The following is a 17,778-nucleotide window of genomic DNA, read 5'->3' as shown; positions in this document are numbered from 1 at the left end:
CATCGGGATGCGATGTATCTGCTCGATGTGATTGCTCGTGAGCATGTGTCGGTGGTGCATTTCGTGCCGTCGATGATGTCGGTGTTCGTACCCGAAGCGCGGCGCGCGCCGCACGCTGCAGAATCGCTTCGCCTGGTCTTCGCCTCGGGCGAAGCACTCCCTCCCACGACGGCGCATGCGTTGCGTACCGCCCTGCCGCAGTTGTCGCTTCACAACCTGTACGGTCCCACCGAGGCTGCCGTCGACGTGACCTATCACGCTGTCACGGACGAGGATTCGGACGTGATGCCCATCGGTGCGCCGGTGTGGAACACCTCGGTGTACGTGCTCGACTCGCACCTGGTTCCGGTACCGGCAGGGGTGACCGGCGAGCTCTATCTCGCCGGTACGCAGCTGGCCCGCGGCTACGTGAGCCGCCCGGATCTGACCGCGGACCGCTTCGTCGCAGATCCGTTCGGGCCCGACGGTTCTCGGATGTACCGAACCGGTGATGTGGTGCGGTGGCTTCCCGGTGGTGAGTTGGAATACGTGGGTCGGTCGGATTTCCAGGTGAAGCTGCGCGGCCTGCGCATCGAACTCGGCGAGATCGAATCGGCATTGCTGGAACTGTCCGGCATCGCGCAAGCGGTGGTGGTGGTCCGCCGAGACCAGTTGGTGGGCTACGTCGTTCCCGCCGACGGATCGGTCGACCACAGCCAGGTCCTCGGAGCGTTGCGTGAACGGTTGGCCGAGTACATGATTCCGGCCGCACTTGTCGAACTGGCCGAGTTCCCGCTCGGTGCGAGTGGCAAGCTCGATCGAAAAGCGCTGCCGGATCCGCACTTCGAGGCAACCGAGTACAGAGCTCCGTCGAATCCTCTCGAAGAGATCGTCGGAGAGGTGTTCGCTGCCGTTCTCGGCATCGATCGCATCGGCGTCGACGACGACTTCTTCGCCCTGGGCGGAAACTCGCTCGTCGCAACTCGGGTCGCCTCGCGGCTGGGTACCGAATTGCGGACGACCGTGCCCGTCCGGGTGATGTTCGAGGCCAGTACTGTTGCGGCCCTGGCGGCAGCATTGGAAAGCCATGTCGGAACAGGTGCCTCGGCACCGTTGGTGCCGCAGGAGCGCCCCGAGCGGATCCCGCTGTCCCTTGCGCAGCAGCGGATGTGGTTCCTGAACCGATTCGAGCCCGAATCCGCCGTCAACAACATCCCGGTGGCCATCCGGCTCTCCGGTGCGCTGAACGTGTCGGCGCTGCAGTCCGCCGTCATCGATGTCCTCGACCGGCACGAAGCGCTGCGCACCGTGTACCCGAGCGTGGACGGCACCGGGCATCAGGTGGTGCTGCCCGCCGCGTCGGTCGCACCGGACCTGACCCCGACCGCGTCCTCGGCGGAACAGGTGATCGGCGACCTCATCGCGTTCGCGTCCGAGGGCTTCGACGTGACGGAGTCGGCTCCGTTGCGCGCCAGACTCTTTCGAGTCGCGGACGACGAGTACGTGCTCGTGTTCGTCGTACATCACATCAGTGCCGACGGTTGGTCGATGGGGCCGTTGACCCGCGACGTCATGACTGCGTACGTGGCCCGAGTGGCCGGAGACTCTCCCGCGTGGACACCGCTGGCGGTGCAATACGCCGACTTCGCCGTGTGGCAGCGCGAGGTTCTGGGGGACGACACCGAACCGGGCAGCCTGATGGCAACGCAGGCCGACTACTGGCGCACGGCACTGGCGGACCTGCCGAGTGAGCTGACGTTGCCCTACGACCGACCACGTCCGGCCGTGCAGTCCTACGAGGGCGGGCGATTCCAGTTCGACATCGGTGCCGATGTGCACGCGTCGCTGGTCGAGCTCGCCAAGTCGACCGGAACCACGTTGTTCATGGTCGTCCACAGCGCCCTAGCCCTGTTCCTGGCGCGAATGTCGACCTCCGACGACGTCGCCGTTGGTACGGCCGTGGCCGGCCGAGGCGAGGCAGTGCTCGACGATGTGATCGGCATGTTCGTCAACACCTTGGTGCTGCGAACGAAAGTGGACCGAAGCCGAGGATTCACCGAGCTGCTGGCACAGGTCCGTGACGTCGACCTGGAGGCGTTCGCGCACGCGGACATACCGTTCGAGCGGCTCGTCGATCTGCTCGAGCCCGAACGGTCGACGGCCCGTCATCCACTGTTCCAGGTGGCGATCGCCTTCGAGAATCTCCCGCCGAGCCACTTCGAGCTTCCGGGACTCACGGTCTCCGCCGTGGACGTCGAGGTCGACACCGCCAAGTTCGACCTGTCGTTGACCCTGCACGAGAAGCCCGACGGAACCGGCCTTGCGGCCAGTTTCGTCTATGCGAGAGATCTGTTCGACGAGAACACGATCGAAGTGTTCTCGCGCCGATTCCGTTGGCTGCTCGACGCGGTCGCCGCCACACCGGATGTTCCGGTCGGCGACCTGTCGATCCTCTACGACGACGAGTACGACCGCCTCACTCACGTGCACGGTGACGACGTGTTGGCCGGCGGCACCCTGGCCGAGATCCTCACGGCCGGAGCCGCCCTCGATCCGTCGGCCGTCGCCATCAGGTACGAGGGCCGGTCGATTTCCTACGCCGAACTCGACGCGACCTCCTCGCAGCTCGCGCGGGTGCTCATCGAACGTGGCGCGGGCCCAGAATCCGTTGTGGCACTCGGATTTCAACGCTCCTACCTGATGGTGCTTGCGGTGTGGGCAGTGGCGAAGTCGGGTGCGGCCCACCTGCCCGTCGATCCCACGTATCCGCAGGATCGCATCGCCCACATGGTCTCGGACTCCGAGGCCGTACTGGGACTGACCACCCGGGAGCACTCGGATCGGCTCGCCGCCGGACAGCAGGATCTGCGCTGGGTGAGCGTCGACGACGACGAGTTCGTGGCCGAGGTCCGCACTCGGTCTGCCGAGCCGGTCACCGACGCCGACCGCCTGCGACCCGTCACCTTCCAGAACCCGGCCTACCTCATCTACACCTCGGGCTCGACCGGCAAGCCGAAGGGCGTTGTCGTCACGCACGCCGGTCTCGGCGGCGTCCTCGACGCAGCAACCGATCTGTACCACCTCTCGCCACCTTCACGCTTTCTGCACGTCTGCTCGCCGAACTTCGATCCGTCGGTTCTGGAGTGGATGGCGGCATTCTCGGTCGGCGCGACATTGGTGATCGTGCCGGCGTCGATTCTCGGCGGCACCGAGTTGTCCGATCTACTGAAGGCGGAGAAGGTCACTCACGCCATCATCACGCCGGCTGTGCTGGGGACCATGGACCCGCACGGGATCGATTCGCTCGAAGTGCTCTCGGTCGGCGGCGATGTGACCACTCCCGAACTGCTCGCCCGATGGGCACCGGGCCGCAAGTACTTCAACGGTTACGGACCGACCGAGACGACGATCATCTCCAGCTTCGCCGAGTTGACGCCCGGCGAGCCGATCACCATCGGTCGACCGATTCACGGCATGTCCGTGCTCATCCTCGATTCCCGACTCGAACCGGTTCCGACCGGTGTCGCGGGTGACCTCTATCTGTCGGGCGGTGCGCTCGCCCGCGGCTATCTCGGTAGGCCCGGTCTGTCCTCGGACCGATTCGTGGCCAACCCGTACGGCATCGACGGCGCACGGATGTACCGCACCGGTGACGTGGTGCGGTGGACGGACGACCTGCAGCTGCAGTTCGTGGGGCGTACCGACTTCCAGGTGAAGGTGCGCGGGTTCCGCATCGAGCTCGGCGAGATCGACTCGGCGCTCGCCGCCGATCCCAGCGTCGATTTCGCAGTGACGGTAGGTCACCTGCTTCCCTCCGGCGTCACCACTCTCGTGTCCTATGTTCTGCCCGTGCGCGGCAGCGTGATCGATGTCGAGGAACTTGCCGCGTTCATCGGAAAGTCCCTGCCGGGGTACATGATTCCGGCATCCCTCGTCGTTCTCGATGCGATCCCGCTGACCCCGGTGGGCAAGCTCGACCGGACCGCCCTACCTGCCCCGGTGTTCGAGGCCGGTCGGTTCAGAGCGCCCACCACCGCGATCGAGGAGACCGTCGCCGGTGTGTTCGCCGGTGTGCTCGGTATCGACCGGGTGGGGCTCGACGACGACTTCTTCGCGCTCGGCGGTAACTCGCTGATCGCGACGCAGGTCGTGTCTCGTCTCGGCGCGGCCCTGGACACCGTGGTGCCGGTGCGGGCATTGTTCGAGAGCCCCACCGTTGCGGCCCTGGCGGCGCACGTGGAGACAGCTGTCGGATCCGGTGCCAGGGCGGAACTGGCACCGCGGCCGCGTCCGGAGCGCCCGCCCCTGTCGTCGGCCCAGCAGCGCTACTGGTTCCTGAACCGGTTCGACACCACGTCGTCGGTGGACAACATCCCGTTCGCGGTCCGGTTGTCGGGTGACCTCGATGTCGTTGCGTTGCAATCGGCTGTTCTCGACGTCCTCGAACGCCACGAATCTCTGCGGACGCAGTACCCCGATTCACCCGAAGGTCCTTACCAGCACGTACTTCCGGCCTCCGAGGTATCCCTGGATCTGACCGTCCGTGACCTGTCAGCCGGTGGGCAGGCCGATGTGGTGACGGTCGTCGGAGAATTCTTCGGACGCGGCTTCGACGTCACGAGCGAGGTGCCCGTCGATGCCCGACTGTTCCGCGTGGCCGATGCCGAGTACGTCCTCGCATTCGTCGTCCACCACGTCTCGGCGGACGGTGCCTCGATGGGCCCGTTGGCAGTGGACATCATGACTGCGTACACCGCGCGATCGACCGGTAGCGCGCCGGACTGGGAACCTCTTCCCGTGCAGTACGTCGACTTCGCGTTGTGGCAGCGTGACGTGCTCGGCTCCGAATCCGATCCTGATTCTGTTGCTGCACAGCAGGTCTCGTTCTGGAAGCGTGCTCTGGCCGAGCTGCCGGACCAGCTCGCGCTTCCCGCCGATCGCCCACGCCCGCCGAGCCAGAGCTTCCGCGGCGATACGGTGCGCTTCACCGTCGACGCGGGACTGCACGAGGGTCTCGCCGAACTCGCACGCGCACATCAGTCCACGTTGTTCATGGTGGTGCACTCGGCGTTCGCAGTGTTCCTCGCCAAGCTCTCCGGTTCCGAGGACATCGCCATCGGCACCCCCATCGCCGGGCGCGGCGAGCGTGCCCTCGATCCGATGATCGGCATGTTCGTCAACACGCTGGTGTTCCGGTCTACGGTCGAGCCGTCGATGACGTTCGAGGAACTGCTCGCGCAGTCGCGTGAACGCGACCTGTCCGCATTCGCGCATGCGGACGTGCCGTTCGAGCGCCTCGTCGAGGTGCTCAACCCGGTCCGCTCGACCGCCCGCAACCCGTTGTTCCAGATCGGCCTGAGCTTCCAGAATCTCGCCGATTCGACGTTCGAGCTCCCCGGGTTGACGGTCAGTGCGGTCGATGCCGACACGACGACGGCCAAGACCGATTTGCAGCTGTCGATATCGGACCAGTACGCCCCGGATGGTTCGCCGGCCGAGTTGGCAGCCGAATTCAGTTACGCCACAGACCTGTTCGACCGATCGACCATCGACGGCTTCGTCGAGCGATTCGTCGAGGTACTGCGGACCGTGGCGAACGACCCCTCGGTCGTCGTCGGGGATCTCGATGTCCTCACTGCGGCGGAGCGCAGCACGATTCTGCGCGACTGGAACGACACCGCGCATCCGGTCGATTCCGAGCTGACCCTGTCGACACTGTTCGACCGTCGGGTGCAGGCGGACCCGGACGCGATCGCACTGATCGACGCGCGAGAGTCGTTGACCTACCGCGAGTTCGACGCACGGATCAACCGGCTGGCGCGGGTTCTGATCGCCTCGGGCGTCGGCCCACAGGTCACCGTGGCCCTAGCGATCCGCAGGTCCGTCGAGTTGCTGGTGGCCATGTACGCGGTCACCAAGGCCGGCGGTGCCTACGTGCCGATCGATCCCGATCAGCCCGCCGAGCGGAACACCTACATCCTCGAGGTCGCCGCTCCGGCGCTGGTGCTCGGCACTACCGGAGTCGACATCGATACGGGCACGGTGCCGGTCGTGTCGGTCGACACCGACGACAGGCTGCACGGTTCGAGTGCGGTGGTGTCCGATGCGCCCGTCACCGACTCCGAGCGCACCTCGCCGCTGCGCGCAACGAACACCGCGTACGTCATCTTCACGTCCGGTTCGACCGGTCGACCCAAGGGCGTCGCGGTGAGCCACCGCGCGATCGTCAACCAGTTGCTCTGGCAGGCAGAGCATTACGGACTCGACAGCACCGACCGGGTGCTGCTCAAGACCGCGGCGACATTCGACCTGTCGGTCTGGGAATTCTGGGTGGCCACGATCTCCGGCGGTGCCGTCGTGATCGCCGAGGCCGGTGCACAGGGTGATGCGGCCTATCTGGTGGACCTGATCGCCGAACGATCGGTCACCACGCTGCACACCGTGCCCTCCGTGCTCGACGCCCTCGTCGCTGCGTCGGCGGGAGCACTTCCGAAGAGCCTGAAGAGAATCCTGGCGATCGGGGAGGCGCTTCCGGTCGCGACCGCAGACCGCGCACTGCGTGCGTCCAAAGCACGACTGGACAATCTGTACGGCCCGACGGAAGCCGCTGTATCGGTCACCGCACATCGCGTCGTTCGGACGACCGGTACCTCCGTGCCCATCGGTGGACCCGAATGGAACACCCGGGTCTACGTCCTGGACTCTCGCCTCGCACCGGTACCGGTGGGTGTAGCAGGCGAGCTCTACCTCGCGGGCGCGCAGCTGGCCGAAGGCTACGTCGCGCGGCCGGACCTGACCGCGGAGCGATTCGTGGCCGACCCGTTCACTCCGGGCGGACGGCTGTACCGCACCGGCGACCTGGTCACCTGGCGCAAGGACGGCGAACTCGAGTACGTCGGCCGGACCGACTTCCAGGTGAAGATTCGTGGATTTCGCATCGAACTCGGCGATATCGATGCCGCACTGGGGTCTCTGAACGAGGTCGGCGACGTTGCGGTGCTTGCGCTCGACGACACCGGACTCGGTGCGCGCCTCGTGGCCTACGTCGTGCCCGCTGTCGGTGCCACGGTGGACTCCGACAGGTTGCGCTCTGCTCTGTCCGGCCGGTTGCCGTCGTACATGGTTCCGTCGGCTTTCGTTGTCCTCGATGCGTTGCCGCGCAACGCCAACGGGAAGCTGGACCGACAAGCGTTGCCGGAGCCGCAGTTCGAGGCGGCACAGTTCCGCGCACCGACCAACCCGGTCGAAGAAGCGGTTGCGGCGGTGTTCGCCGAGGTGCTCTCGGTGGAACGGGTCGGTCTGGACGACGACTTCTTCGCACTCGGCGGCAACTCGCTGATCGCGACCCAGGTGGTCTCCCGACTGGGAGCCGCACTCGACACTCAGGTGCCGGTGCGATCGATCTTCGAATCGCCGACGGTTCTCTCGCTCGCCCGTGCCGTCGAATCCAAGGTGGGCACCGGTGCACGACGGGCGCTCACGGCACGCCCGCGGCCCGACGTGGTGCCGCTGTCGATGGCGCAGCAGCGCATGTGGTTCCTGAGCCAGTTCGATCCGACCTCTGCCGTGAACAACATTCCGGTGGCAATTCGGTTGTCCGGCAACGTCGATGTCGATGCTCTGTCGAGCGCGGTCCGCGATGTCCTCGCACGGCACGAGATTCTGCGCACCGTGTACCCCGAGGTCGACGGACGAGGCAGTCAGGTGGTCCTCGGTACTGCCGAGGCGGGGGTGACGGTAGCCGTCGACGACGTCGATGCCGACTCCGTGGAGCAGGTCCTGCGGAGATTCGTCTCGGCGGGATTCGACGTGACCCGTGCTGTTCCGGTTCGGGTTCGGATTCTGCGATTGAGCGAGTCCGAGTACGTGCTGGCATTCGTGGCGCACCACATCGCCGCAGACGGTTTCTCGATGGGGCCGCTGACCCGCGACGTGATGCTCGCCTACACCGCCCGCGCAGCGGGGGAGAGCCCGCAGTGGGCACCGCTCGCCGTGCAATACGCGGACTACACGTTGTGGCAACGGGACGTCCTCGGCTCGGCGGACGACCCCGAGTCGCCACTGGCAGCGCAATTGGCGTACTGGACCTCGGTCCTCGCGGGAGCGCCTGCGCAGCTCGATCTCGCCACCGACCGTCCACGGCCCGCCGTGGCGTCCTATCGCGGTGCGGCATACAACTTCTCCATCGATGCGGCTATGCAGTCGAACATCGCCCGCGTCGCGCGATCGACCAATGCCACCAACTTCATGGTGGTGCACACCGCCCTGGCCGTCTTGCTGTCGGCGATGGCGGGAACCGACGACGTCACGATCGGGACCCCGGTGGCAGGCCGAGGAGACGCCGACCTGGACGGACTCGTCGGCATGTTCGTCAACACGCTCGCACTGCGTACCGGGGTGAACCCGGCGGCCTCGTTGCGCGAGCAGCTGGCGCTCGTCCGAGACGCCGATCTCGGTGCATTCGGGCACGCCGACGTGCCGTTCGAGCGGCTCGTCGACGAGCTGGCACCGGACAGGTCTCAGGCCAGGCATCCGATCTTCCAGGTCATGCTGACCTTCCAGAACCTCGAACGGCAGACGCTGACGCTGCCCGAGCTCGGTGTCGAGGGCATCGATCTGGGCAGCGCGTTCGCCAAGTTCGATCTGCAGGTCACGCTGTGGGAGAACGTCGACGAATCCGGCGCTCCTGCCGGTATCGACGTCCAATTCGATTACGCCATAGATCTGTTCGACGAGTCGACCATGAGCTCGCTCGCGCGTCGCCTGGTGCGTGTTCTCGGCACTCTCGTCGACGATCCGGATCGCATCGTCGGTGACGTCGACATTCTCGAGGACGGTGAGCGATCCCGCGTCCTGGAGGAGTGGAACGCCACCGGGCACGAGGTGGATGCGGCGGAGACGCTGGTGTCTCTCTTCGAGTCACGGGTTGCGGCGAGCCCGGAGAACATCGCGACGAGCTTCGGCGACGAACGGGTGAGTTATCGCGAGTTCTCGGACCGCGTGAACGCACTGGCGCGAGTACTCGTCTCGGAAGGGGTAGGTCCGGAAACCGTCGTGGCGACCGCCATGCGGCGATCGGTCGACATGCTGGTGGGTATCTACGCGGTGCTGACCGCAGGTGGGGCCTACGTTCCGGTCGATCCGGATCTGCCCGCCGAACGGATCGGGTACATCCTCGACACCGCGGCACCGGTGGTCCTGCTCACGACGGAGCGGGACGGCACCGCGCTCCGATCCGATGTCACCCGAATCCTGGTCGACGCCGTCGACACCACAGGTGTGTCCGCCGCACCGATGACCGACGCCGAGCGCATCGCACCGCTGCGGCCCGCCGACATCGCCTACGTCATCTTCACGTCCGGATCGACCGGCCGTCCCAAGGGCGTCGCGGTGAGCCACGAGTCGATCGTCAACCGATTGCTGTGGATGCAGGCGGAGTACTCACTCACCGAAAGCGACAAGGTGCTGCAGAAGACACCGGTCACGTTCGACGTGTCGGTGTGGGAATTGTTCTGGCCGTTGCAGATCGGTGCCGAACTCGTGATCGCCGAACCCGACGGCCATCGGGATCCGATCTATCTGGTGAGTACCGTCGCCGAACGAGGCATCACCGTTGCCCACTTCGTGCCGTCGCTGCTCGCGGTGTTCGCGACCGCCGAGGGCGTCACGAACTGCACCGGACTGCGTGCGGTCTTCGCCTCGGGCGAGGCGCTACCTGCCTCGGTTGCCTCGGCCCTGCGCGCTGCGCTGCCGACCACCGAACTGCACAACCTGTACGGCCCGACCGAGGCCGCAGTCGACGTCACCTACCACCGCGTGATGCCGGCCGACATCGCGTCGGTCCCGATCGGTGCTCCGGTCTGGAATACCCGAGTCACCGTGCTCGATGCACGCCTGCACCCGGTCCCGGTCGGGGTACCCGGGGAGCTGTATCTCGCCGGAGTTCAACTTGCTCGTGGATATCTGGGGCGAGCGGATCTCACCGCCGACCGGTTCGTCGCCGACCCGCACGGAACTGCAGGCTCGCGGATGTACCGCACGGGAGACCTCGTTCGGTGGAACGCCGACGGTGAGCTGGAATACCTCGGCCGCACCGACTTCCAGGTCAAGCTGCGCGGACTGCGCATAGAACTGGGTGAGATCGAGGCCGCACTGACAGCACACCCGTCCGTGGATCAGGCCGTGGTGCTGGTTCGGCAGACACCGTCGTCCGGTGAAATTCTCGTGGGCTACCTCGTGCCCGCCGCCGGGACGACGATCGATACCGACACGGTCACCGCCGCCGTCGCCGCATCGGTGCCCGAGTACATGGTTCCCGCCGGTCTCGTGGTTCTCGACGCATTGCCGCTCGGCCCGAACGGCAAGCTCGACCGACGAGCTCTACCCGAACCCGAATTCGGCAGCGACGCCGAGTATCGCACCGCCAGTACCGATACCGAACGCATCATCGCGGAGGTCTTCGCGGACGTGCTTGGGCTCGACACCGTCGGCGTCGACGATTCGTTCTTCGCGCTCGGGGGCGACAGTATCGTCTCCATCCAGCTGGTCTCCCGTGCCAAGGCACGGGGGATCCAGTTCGGACCACGAGATGTGTTCGAGCGCAAGACCGTCGCGGGTCTCGCCGAGATCGCGGTGACCGTCGGTGAAGGCAGCGACGCCGTCGTGCTCGAGGAACTCGACGGCGGGGGAATCGGCTGGATGCCGTTGCCGCCGTTCGGTGTTGCACTGATCGAGCGCGGTGGAGGCTGGTCGCGCTTCCACCAGGCCGTCACGCTCGAACTGCCGATCGGCATAGACCGAGCCGGAATTCTCGCGACGCTGAACGCCGTGATCGATCGGCACGACGTGGTGCGCTCCACCCTGGTCCACGACGACCGCGGGTGGGGGCTGGACGCGGCGGCACCAGGGAGTGTCGATGCGGGCTCGATGCTGACCGAGGCCGACACGGATTCCGCTGCAACGGCATTCGATTCCGCTGTCGGAACACTCGACCCCACGGCCGGGCGCATGCTGGCCTTCGTCTGGGTCGATCGCGGTCCAACCGAAGCCGGCACGCTCTCCGTCATCGCCCACCACCTCGTGATCGACGGAGTGTCCTGGCGAATCCTGATTCCCGACTTCGTCTCCGCGTGGGCTCAGTTGTCCGCGGGAGCGGCCGCGACTCTTCCCGAGGTGGGAACGTCGATGCGGCGGTGGACGCATGCGTTGGTCGATGCGGCATCGAGTCAGGCGCGCCTGGCGGAACTGCCGATGTGGCGTCGGATCGCCGACACCGAGGACCCGGTTCTCGGCGACCGTCCCTTCGATCCCGCACTCGACGTCGTTGCCACCCTCGACAGGGTCGATGTCGAGCTGACACCCGAGGTCACCCGCAGCCTGTTGACGACCGTGCCGGAGATCTTCCGCGGTGGCGTCGCCGACGGGTTGCTCGCCGGGTTGGCGCTGGCGGTCACGAAACTGCGTGCGGAGCACGGAATCTCGGCACCGGCCACGCTGGTGCAGCTCGAAGGGCACGGCCGCGAGGAAGCAGTGGTGCCGGGAGCCGATCTGGGACGCACAGTCGGTTGGCTGACCAGCTTGTTCCCGGTGCGCCTCGACCTGACCGGTATCGACGTCGATGCCGCATTCACCGGTGGGCCGCAGCTCGGCGATGCAGTCAAGGCCGTCAAGGAACAGATGCTGGCGCTGCCCGATCGAGGCATGGGCTGGGGACTGCTCCGCTACCTGAACTCCGAGACCGCAGCGGAACTGGCGGAACTCGGCACCGGCCAGATCAGCTTCAACTACCTCGGACGCGTCAACACCGGCGAGGTGCCGGACGAGATGAAGTCGCTCGGATGGCTACCCGCAGCGGACAACGAGCTGTCGGCGGCCGGTGACGCCGACATGGCGGCCAACAAGACCGTCGACATCAACGCCATCGTCCTCGACACCGACGAGGGCGGCGTACTGAGCGCCTCGTTCGCATTCCCGACCGGGGCGGTGACCGAGGCGACCGTCGAGCGGCTCGCGCAACTGTGGTCGGACGCGTTGACCGCGCTCGCGGCGCATGCCGACGCCCCCGGCTCGGGTGGCTTGACGCCGTCCGACGTGCCGCTGGTGCGGCTCGCACAGCCCGACATCTCGTCCTTCGAGGCGCGGTACCCGGAGCTGACGGACATCTGGTCGCTGTCGCCTCTGCAACAGGGCTTGCTGTTCCATGCCCTGTTCGCCGACACCTCGCTGGACGTCTACACGATGCAGGTCGTGCTCGACCTGGCAGGCGAGGTCGATCAGGAGCGTCTGCGCGATGCTGCGCAGGCCCTGCTGGATCGGTACGAGAACCTCCGCGCCGTGTTCGCTGTGACCGCGGACGGCGACAGCGTGCAGATAGTTCAGCAGGGTGTGCGGTTGCCTTGGCGCACAGTCGATCTCAGCGGTGTCGCGGAGAGAGCGCGCGCCGCCGCGATCGCGGCGGCACTGGACGAGGATCAGCGGGAGCGTTTCGACATCACCACCGCCCCGTTGTTGCGGTTCTTGCTGATTCGCCTCGGGCCCACGACGTACCGACTGGCGATGACCAACCATCACGTGCTACTGGACGGCTGGTCGCTGCCGCTGGTGATGAAGGAGCTGCTCTACCTCTACGCCGTCCGTAGCGACACCTCGTCGATGCCGCGTCCGCGCTCGTATCGCTCGTTCCTGCAGTGGCTCGGTCAGCGCGACCCGGAGACCTCCCGGCAGGCGTGGGCCCGTTCGCTCGACGGCGTCGACGAACCGACACTGCTGACTCCACCGACCCTGGGCCGCGAGATCTCCACCCGATCGGCGGAGACCGAGGTGCGGATCGACGCGGAGGCCACCGCAGCGTTGATCGCGCTCGGTGGACGCGTCGGCGTCACCGTGAACACGTTGGTACAGGCCGCGTACGGAATGCTGTTGGCGCAGATGACGGGCCGCGACGACGTGGTCTTCGGGGCCACGGTGTCGGGTCGTCCCGCGGACCTGCCCGGAGTCGAATCGATGATCGGCTTGTTCATCAACACCATTCCGGTGCGAGTTCGCCTCGATGCTCACGACACCGTGGAGCAGTACCTCACGCGGCTCCAGGGTGAGCAGGCCGATCTGCTCGATCACCACCACGTGGGATTGGCGGACATCCAGCGGGATGCGGGGCTGGGCAACCTGTTCGACACGCTGACGGTGTTCGAGTCGTACCCGGTGAACGAAGCGGAGTTGGCGCAGCAGGCCGCATCGATCGACGGCATGACCGTCGAGGGTGTCGGCTCCAACGACAACACCCACTACCCGCTGACCCTGCTGGTGGTGGCGAACGAGGAAGTGACGCTGACGGCGAAGTACATCAGCGACCTGTTCGACACCCGTGCGGTCGAATCGATCCTGGCGCGCATCGTCTCGCTTCTCGCTACGTTCGCCGCCGACCCCACGCGCCGGGTTGTCGACATCGACCTGCTCGACACCGTGGAGCGCACACGGATACTCGACGAGTGGAACGACACTGCCCGCGAGATCGACCCCGCAGCAACGCTCGTGTCGATGTTCGAGGGTCGGGTGGCGCAGTCCCCGGACCGGATCGCGGTCTCCTTCGAGGACGATCGAGTGACGTACGCGGAATTCGCGGGTCGAGTGAACGCGCTTGCGCGGCTGCTGATCCGCGAGGGCGTCGGCCCGGAAACGATGGTCGCCATCGCCATGCGGAGATCGGTGGACATGCTCGTCGGTGTCTACGCGGTGCTGACCGCGGGCGGGGCGTACGTCCCGATCGATCCCGACCAGCCGGCCGAGCGCGTCGAGTACATCCTGGCGACGGCCGATCCCGTGGCGATTCTGACCACGGAAGCGGATTCGTCTGCCGTGCAATCGGTCTCATCGGTCGCACCGCGAATCGAGGTCGATTCCGTCGATCTCACCGGATTCGCCACCGATGCGGTTCGCGCCGACGAACGCCGCGGCGCGCTGCTCTCCGACGACGTCGCATACGTGATCTTCACCTCGGGCTCGACCGGCAGGCCCAAGGGGGTTGCCGTGACGCACGCCGCCATCGTCAACCGGCTCGTGTGGATGCAGGACGAGTACGGTCTGACCGTCGATGACGTGGTGCTGCAGAAGACTCCCGTCACGTTCGACGTGTCGGTGTGGGAGCTGTTCTGGCCGTTGCAGATCGGCGCAGAACTAGCGATAGCGAAGCCGGACGGGCATCGCGACCCGGCATATCTGATCGAGATCGTCACCGAGCGGTCGGTCACCGTCGCACACTTCGTGCCGTCGATGTTGGCCGTGTTCGCGGCCGCGGACGGAGTCTCCCGGTGTTCGAGCCTGCGCATGCTGTTCGCGTCGGGTGAGGCGCTGCCGGTCTCGGTCGCCTCGGCAATCGGTACGGCACTGCCGAACGCGAACCTGCACAACCTGTACGGCCCCACCGAGGCCGCGGTGGACGTGACCTACCACCGCGTCACCGCGGCCGACGTCGCCGGCGTACCGATCGGTGTGCCGGTGGCCAATACCCGAGTGACCGTGCTGGACGCACGGCTGCGACCGGTGCCGGTGGGCGTAGCGGGTGAGCTCTACCTCGCGGGAGTTCAGCTGGCCCGCGGCTACCTCGGGCGAGTGGATCTGACCGCAGACCGGTTCGTTGCCGATCCGTACGGAGCACCGGGTACTCGGATGTACCGGACCGGCGACCTGGTCCGGTGGAACGTCGACGGCGAGCTCGATTACATCGGCCGCACCGACTTCCAGGTGAAGCTGCGCGGCCTGCGCATCGAGCTCGGTGAGATCGAGGCGGCGTTGACGGCGCACCCCGAAATCGACCGCTCGACCGTGTTGGTGACGTCGACGGCGTCGGGCGAAATCCTGGTCGGCTACGTCGTTCCTCGTTCCGGTGCGTCGGTGGACGTGGGCGAGCTGACCACCTTCCTGGGCAGCAGACTTCCCGGCTACATGGTGCCGACGCAGATCATGGTGCTCGCCGAGTTCCCGCTGAACGCCAGCGGCAAGCTCGATCGAAAAGCATTGCCGGAGCCGGTGTTCGAGGCGCGTGAGTTCCGTGCTCCGGTGACCGCGACGGAGATCGCCATCGCCGACGTGTTCGCGGACGTGCTCGGTATCGATCGAGTGGGATCGGACGACGACTTCTTCGCGCTCGGCGGGAATTCGCTCGCCGCCACCCGGGCAGCGGCGCGCATCACCGCTGGTCTCGGCAAGCAGGTGGGTGTGCGCGAGCTGTTCGAGCACTCGACAGTCGCGGCGCTCGCAGCGCGCACGGACCTCCAGGGAACGGTGCATCGCGTGCCGCTTCGACCCAGGACGGGCGACGAGCGGGTACCGCTCTCGCTCGCGCAGCAGCGGATGTGGGTGCTGAATCGACTCGACCCGGACTCGGGTGCCTACAACATGCCGCTCGCCCTGCGGCTCATCGGCGACCTGGACGTGGTCGCATTGCAGGCCGCCGCGACGTGGGCGATCGAGCGGCACGAGACGTTGCGAACCCGCTATCCCGAGGATTCCGACGGCACTGCGTTCCAGGAGGTCCTCGACGCTCGGGCCACCACTCTCGACCTGGATCCGATCGACGCCACGGGCGAAGCCGACATCGCCGATCGGGTGCGTCGACTGGTGTACGACGGCTTCGATGTCACCGCCGCGCCTCCGGTGCGTGGGGCACTGTTTCGACTCGCCGGAACGGACGACGGCGACATGCAGTACGTGTTCGTCATCGTGATGCACCACATCAGTGGCGACGGAGCATCGATGGCACCGCTGGCTCGCGACGTGATGACCGCGTATCTCGCCGCGACAGTCGGCACGGTTCCCTCGGTGGCACCGCTGTCGATCCAGTACGCCGACTACACGCTGTGGCAGCGTGAGGTGCTGGGTTCGACGAACGATCCGGGTTCCGCAGCGAATCGGCAGGTCGACTTCTGGCGCACCGAGCTGAGCGGTATCACCCCGGTGATCGCACTGCCGTGGGATCGGCCGAGACCGGCAGAGCCCTCGCTGCACGGCGGAAGTGTCCGCGCACACCTCGACGCGCAGACCCACGAGGCGTTCGTCGACATCGCACGATCGAACAACGCGACTCTGTTCATGGTGTTGCACAGCGTCCTCGCGGTATTACTGGCGAGAACCAGCGGTGCACGGGATTTCGCCGTCGGAACTCCGATTGCCGGTAGGGGAGACGAACAACTCGACGACATCGTCGGAATGTTCGTCAACACGCTGGCGCTTCGTACCAGCGTCGATCCGGACGCGACGTTCGAGGATCTCGTGCGCAGCATTCGGGAAAGCGACCTGCGGGCATTCGGCAACGCGGATGTGCCGTTCGAGCACGTCGTCGACGTCATCGGGCAGGACCGAACCCCCGGAATCAGCCCGCTGTTCCAGACCGTGCTGTCCGTCGAACCATTGGGCGAGGCTCGCTTCGAGCTGCCTGCCCTGACCGTCGAGCCCGTCGAAGGATTCGAGCCGACCGCCAAGTTCGATCTCCAGGTAACGGTGCAGACCAGGCCCGCAGCCGGTACCGGGGGCGAACCAGACCTTGCGGTCGAGTTCGCCTACGCCGCAGACCTGTTCGACGAGTCGACCGTATCGGCGATGATCGAGCGTTTCGTCAGGATCGCCGACGCCGTCGCGGCGGCTCCGGGAATCAAGGTCGGTGCGATCGACGATCTCGGTGACGACGAGCGGGCAGCGTTGACTGCATCCCCGACACCGGTCGCCGATGCCGTCGGCGCGGCGGCCGGTCGAACCTTGCCTCAATTGCTCGCTGCGACCGTGGAGGCGGATCCGGAGGCCCCGGCGTTGTCCTCTGCAGGTGAGGAAACCACGTACCTCGAGCTCGACCGACGTTCGTCACGCCTGGCCCGTGAACTGATCGACCGCAACGTCGGACCCGACGTCACGGTTGCCGTCGTCGTCGACGACGCAGTCGAATCCGTCGTGGCCCGGTGGGCGGTGGTCAAGGCGGGCGGCGCTCTGGCCCTGGTGGACGACGTCGACAGTGCCGTCAGGGTGGGCGCGAGCGTAGTCGTCGTCGACACCGGTGGGGCGCAGGACTGGGATCGAGTCTCCTCGGTCGTCGATCTCGGTGACGAGGCGACCGCCAGCTCGGTGACTGGCCGATCGGCTCGTCCGATCACGTACACCGACCGCGTCACCGTGCTCTCGGCCGACAGCCCGGCTCTGGTGGTGGACGGGTCGTCCGGCGCTACGGTGAGCCACGGTGCCCTTGCTGCCGCGGCCGTTCGGGCGGTCGGGGAGTACGGGATCGACTACGAGTCGCGACTGGGCGTACCCACAGCGATCACCTCTCCGTCAGCGTGGTTCGCCGGTGTGATGGCTGCTTCGGTCGGCGCTGTGCTGGTGGTCGATCGGGCCGAATCATCCGAAGACTCCGCCGATCTCGTCGTCGCCGAATGGATGACGCACGCATTCGTGACTGCGGCGGAAGCCACCGCGGTCGCGGAATTGGAGTCGGACGATCTCGACGACCTGGTGGCTCTGGTGATCGTGGACGGTGATGCGGAGGAGGCCGAACGACCGGTCGGTGTGTCGATACACGGCGCGCCACGGTTCGGCTGAATGCGTTCTGGTCGATAGACTTCGGCCCTGAACAACAACCGTCCGTAGAGACGGTGAGCGTTCTCGACACGCGTCACTGAGGTGGTTGTGTCGGAGCGCCGCCGATGAGGAGTGTTCAGTGAGTTCGGATCGGTCTGGGACCAGTACGTCCGGTAAGGCAAAGCGACCGAATGGACGCAAACAGCGTCCGAAACCGGGCCGTAGCCGACCCACACGGGT

General features: G+C 66.5%; 1 protein-coding gene. It reads left to right on the top strand.

The genetic code is table 11. The features are described 5' to 3' along the window. Positions 1-12 precede the first annotated feature (12 nt). Positions 13-17,559, top strand: a complete 17,547-nt coding sequence (locus tag AB0366_RS20810) for a non-ribosomal peptide synthase/polyketide synthase (RefSeq protein ID WP_366245604.1) — start codon at positions 13-15, stop codon at positions 17,557-17,559. Positions 17,560-17,778 lie beyond the last annotated feature (219 nt).

The organism is Rhodococcus sp. NPDC076796 (genome assembly GCF_040702765.1).
Taxonomy (GTDB): domain Bacteria; phylum Actinomycetota; class Actinomycetes; order Mycobacteriales; family Mycobacteriaceae; genus Rhodococcoides.
The sequence above is the reverse complement of the archived record's forward strand: the minus strand, read 5'-3'. Positions and strand labels throughout refer to the sequence as shown.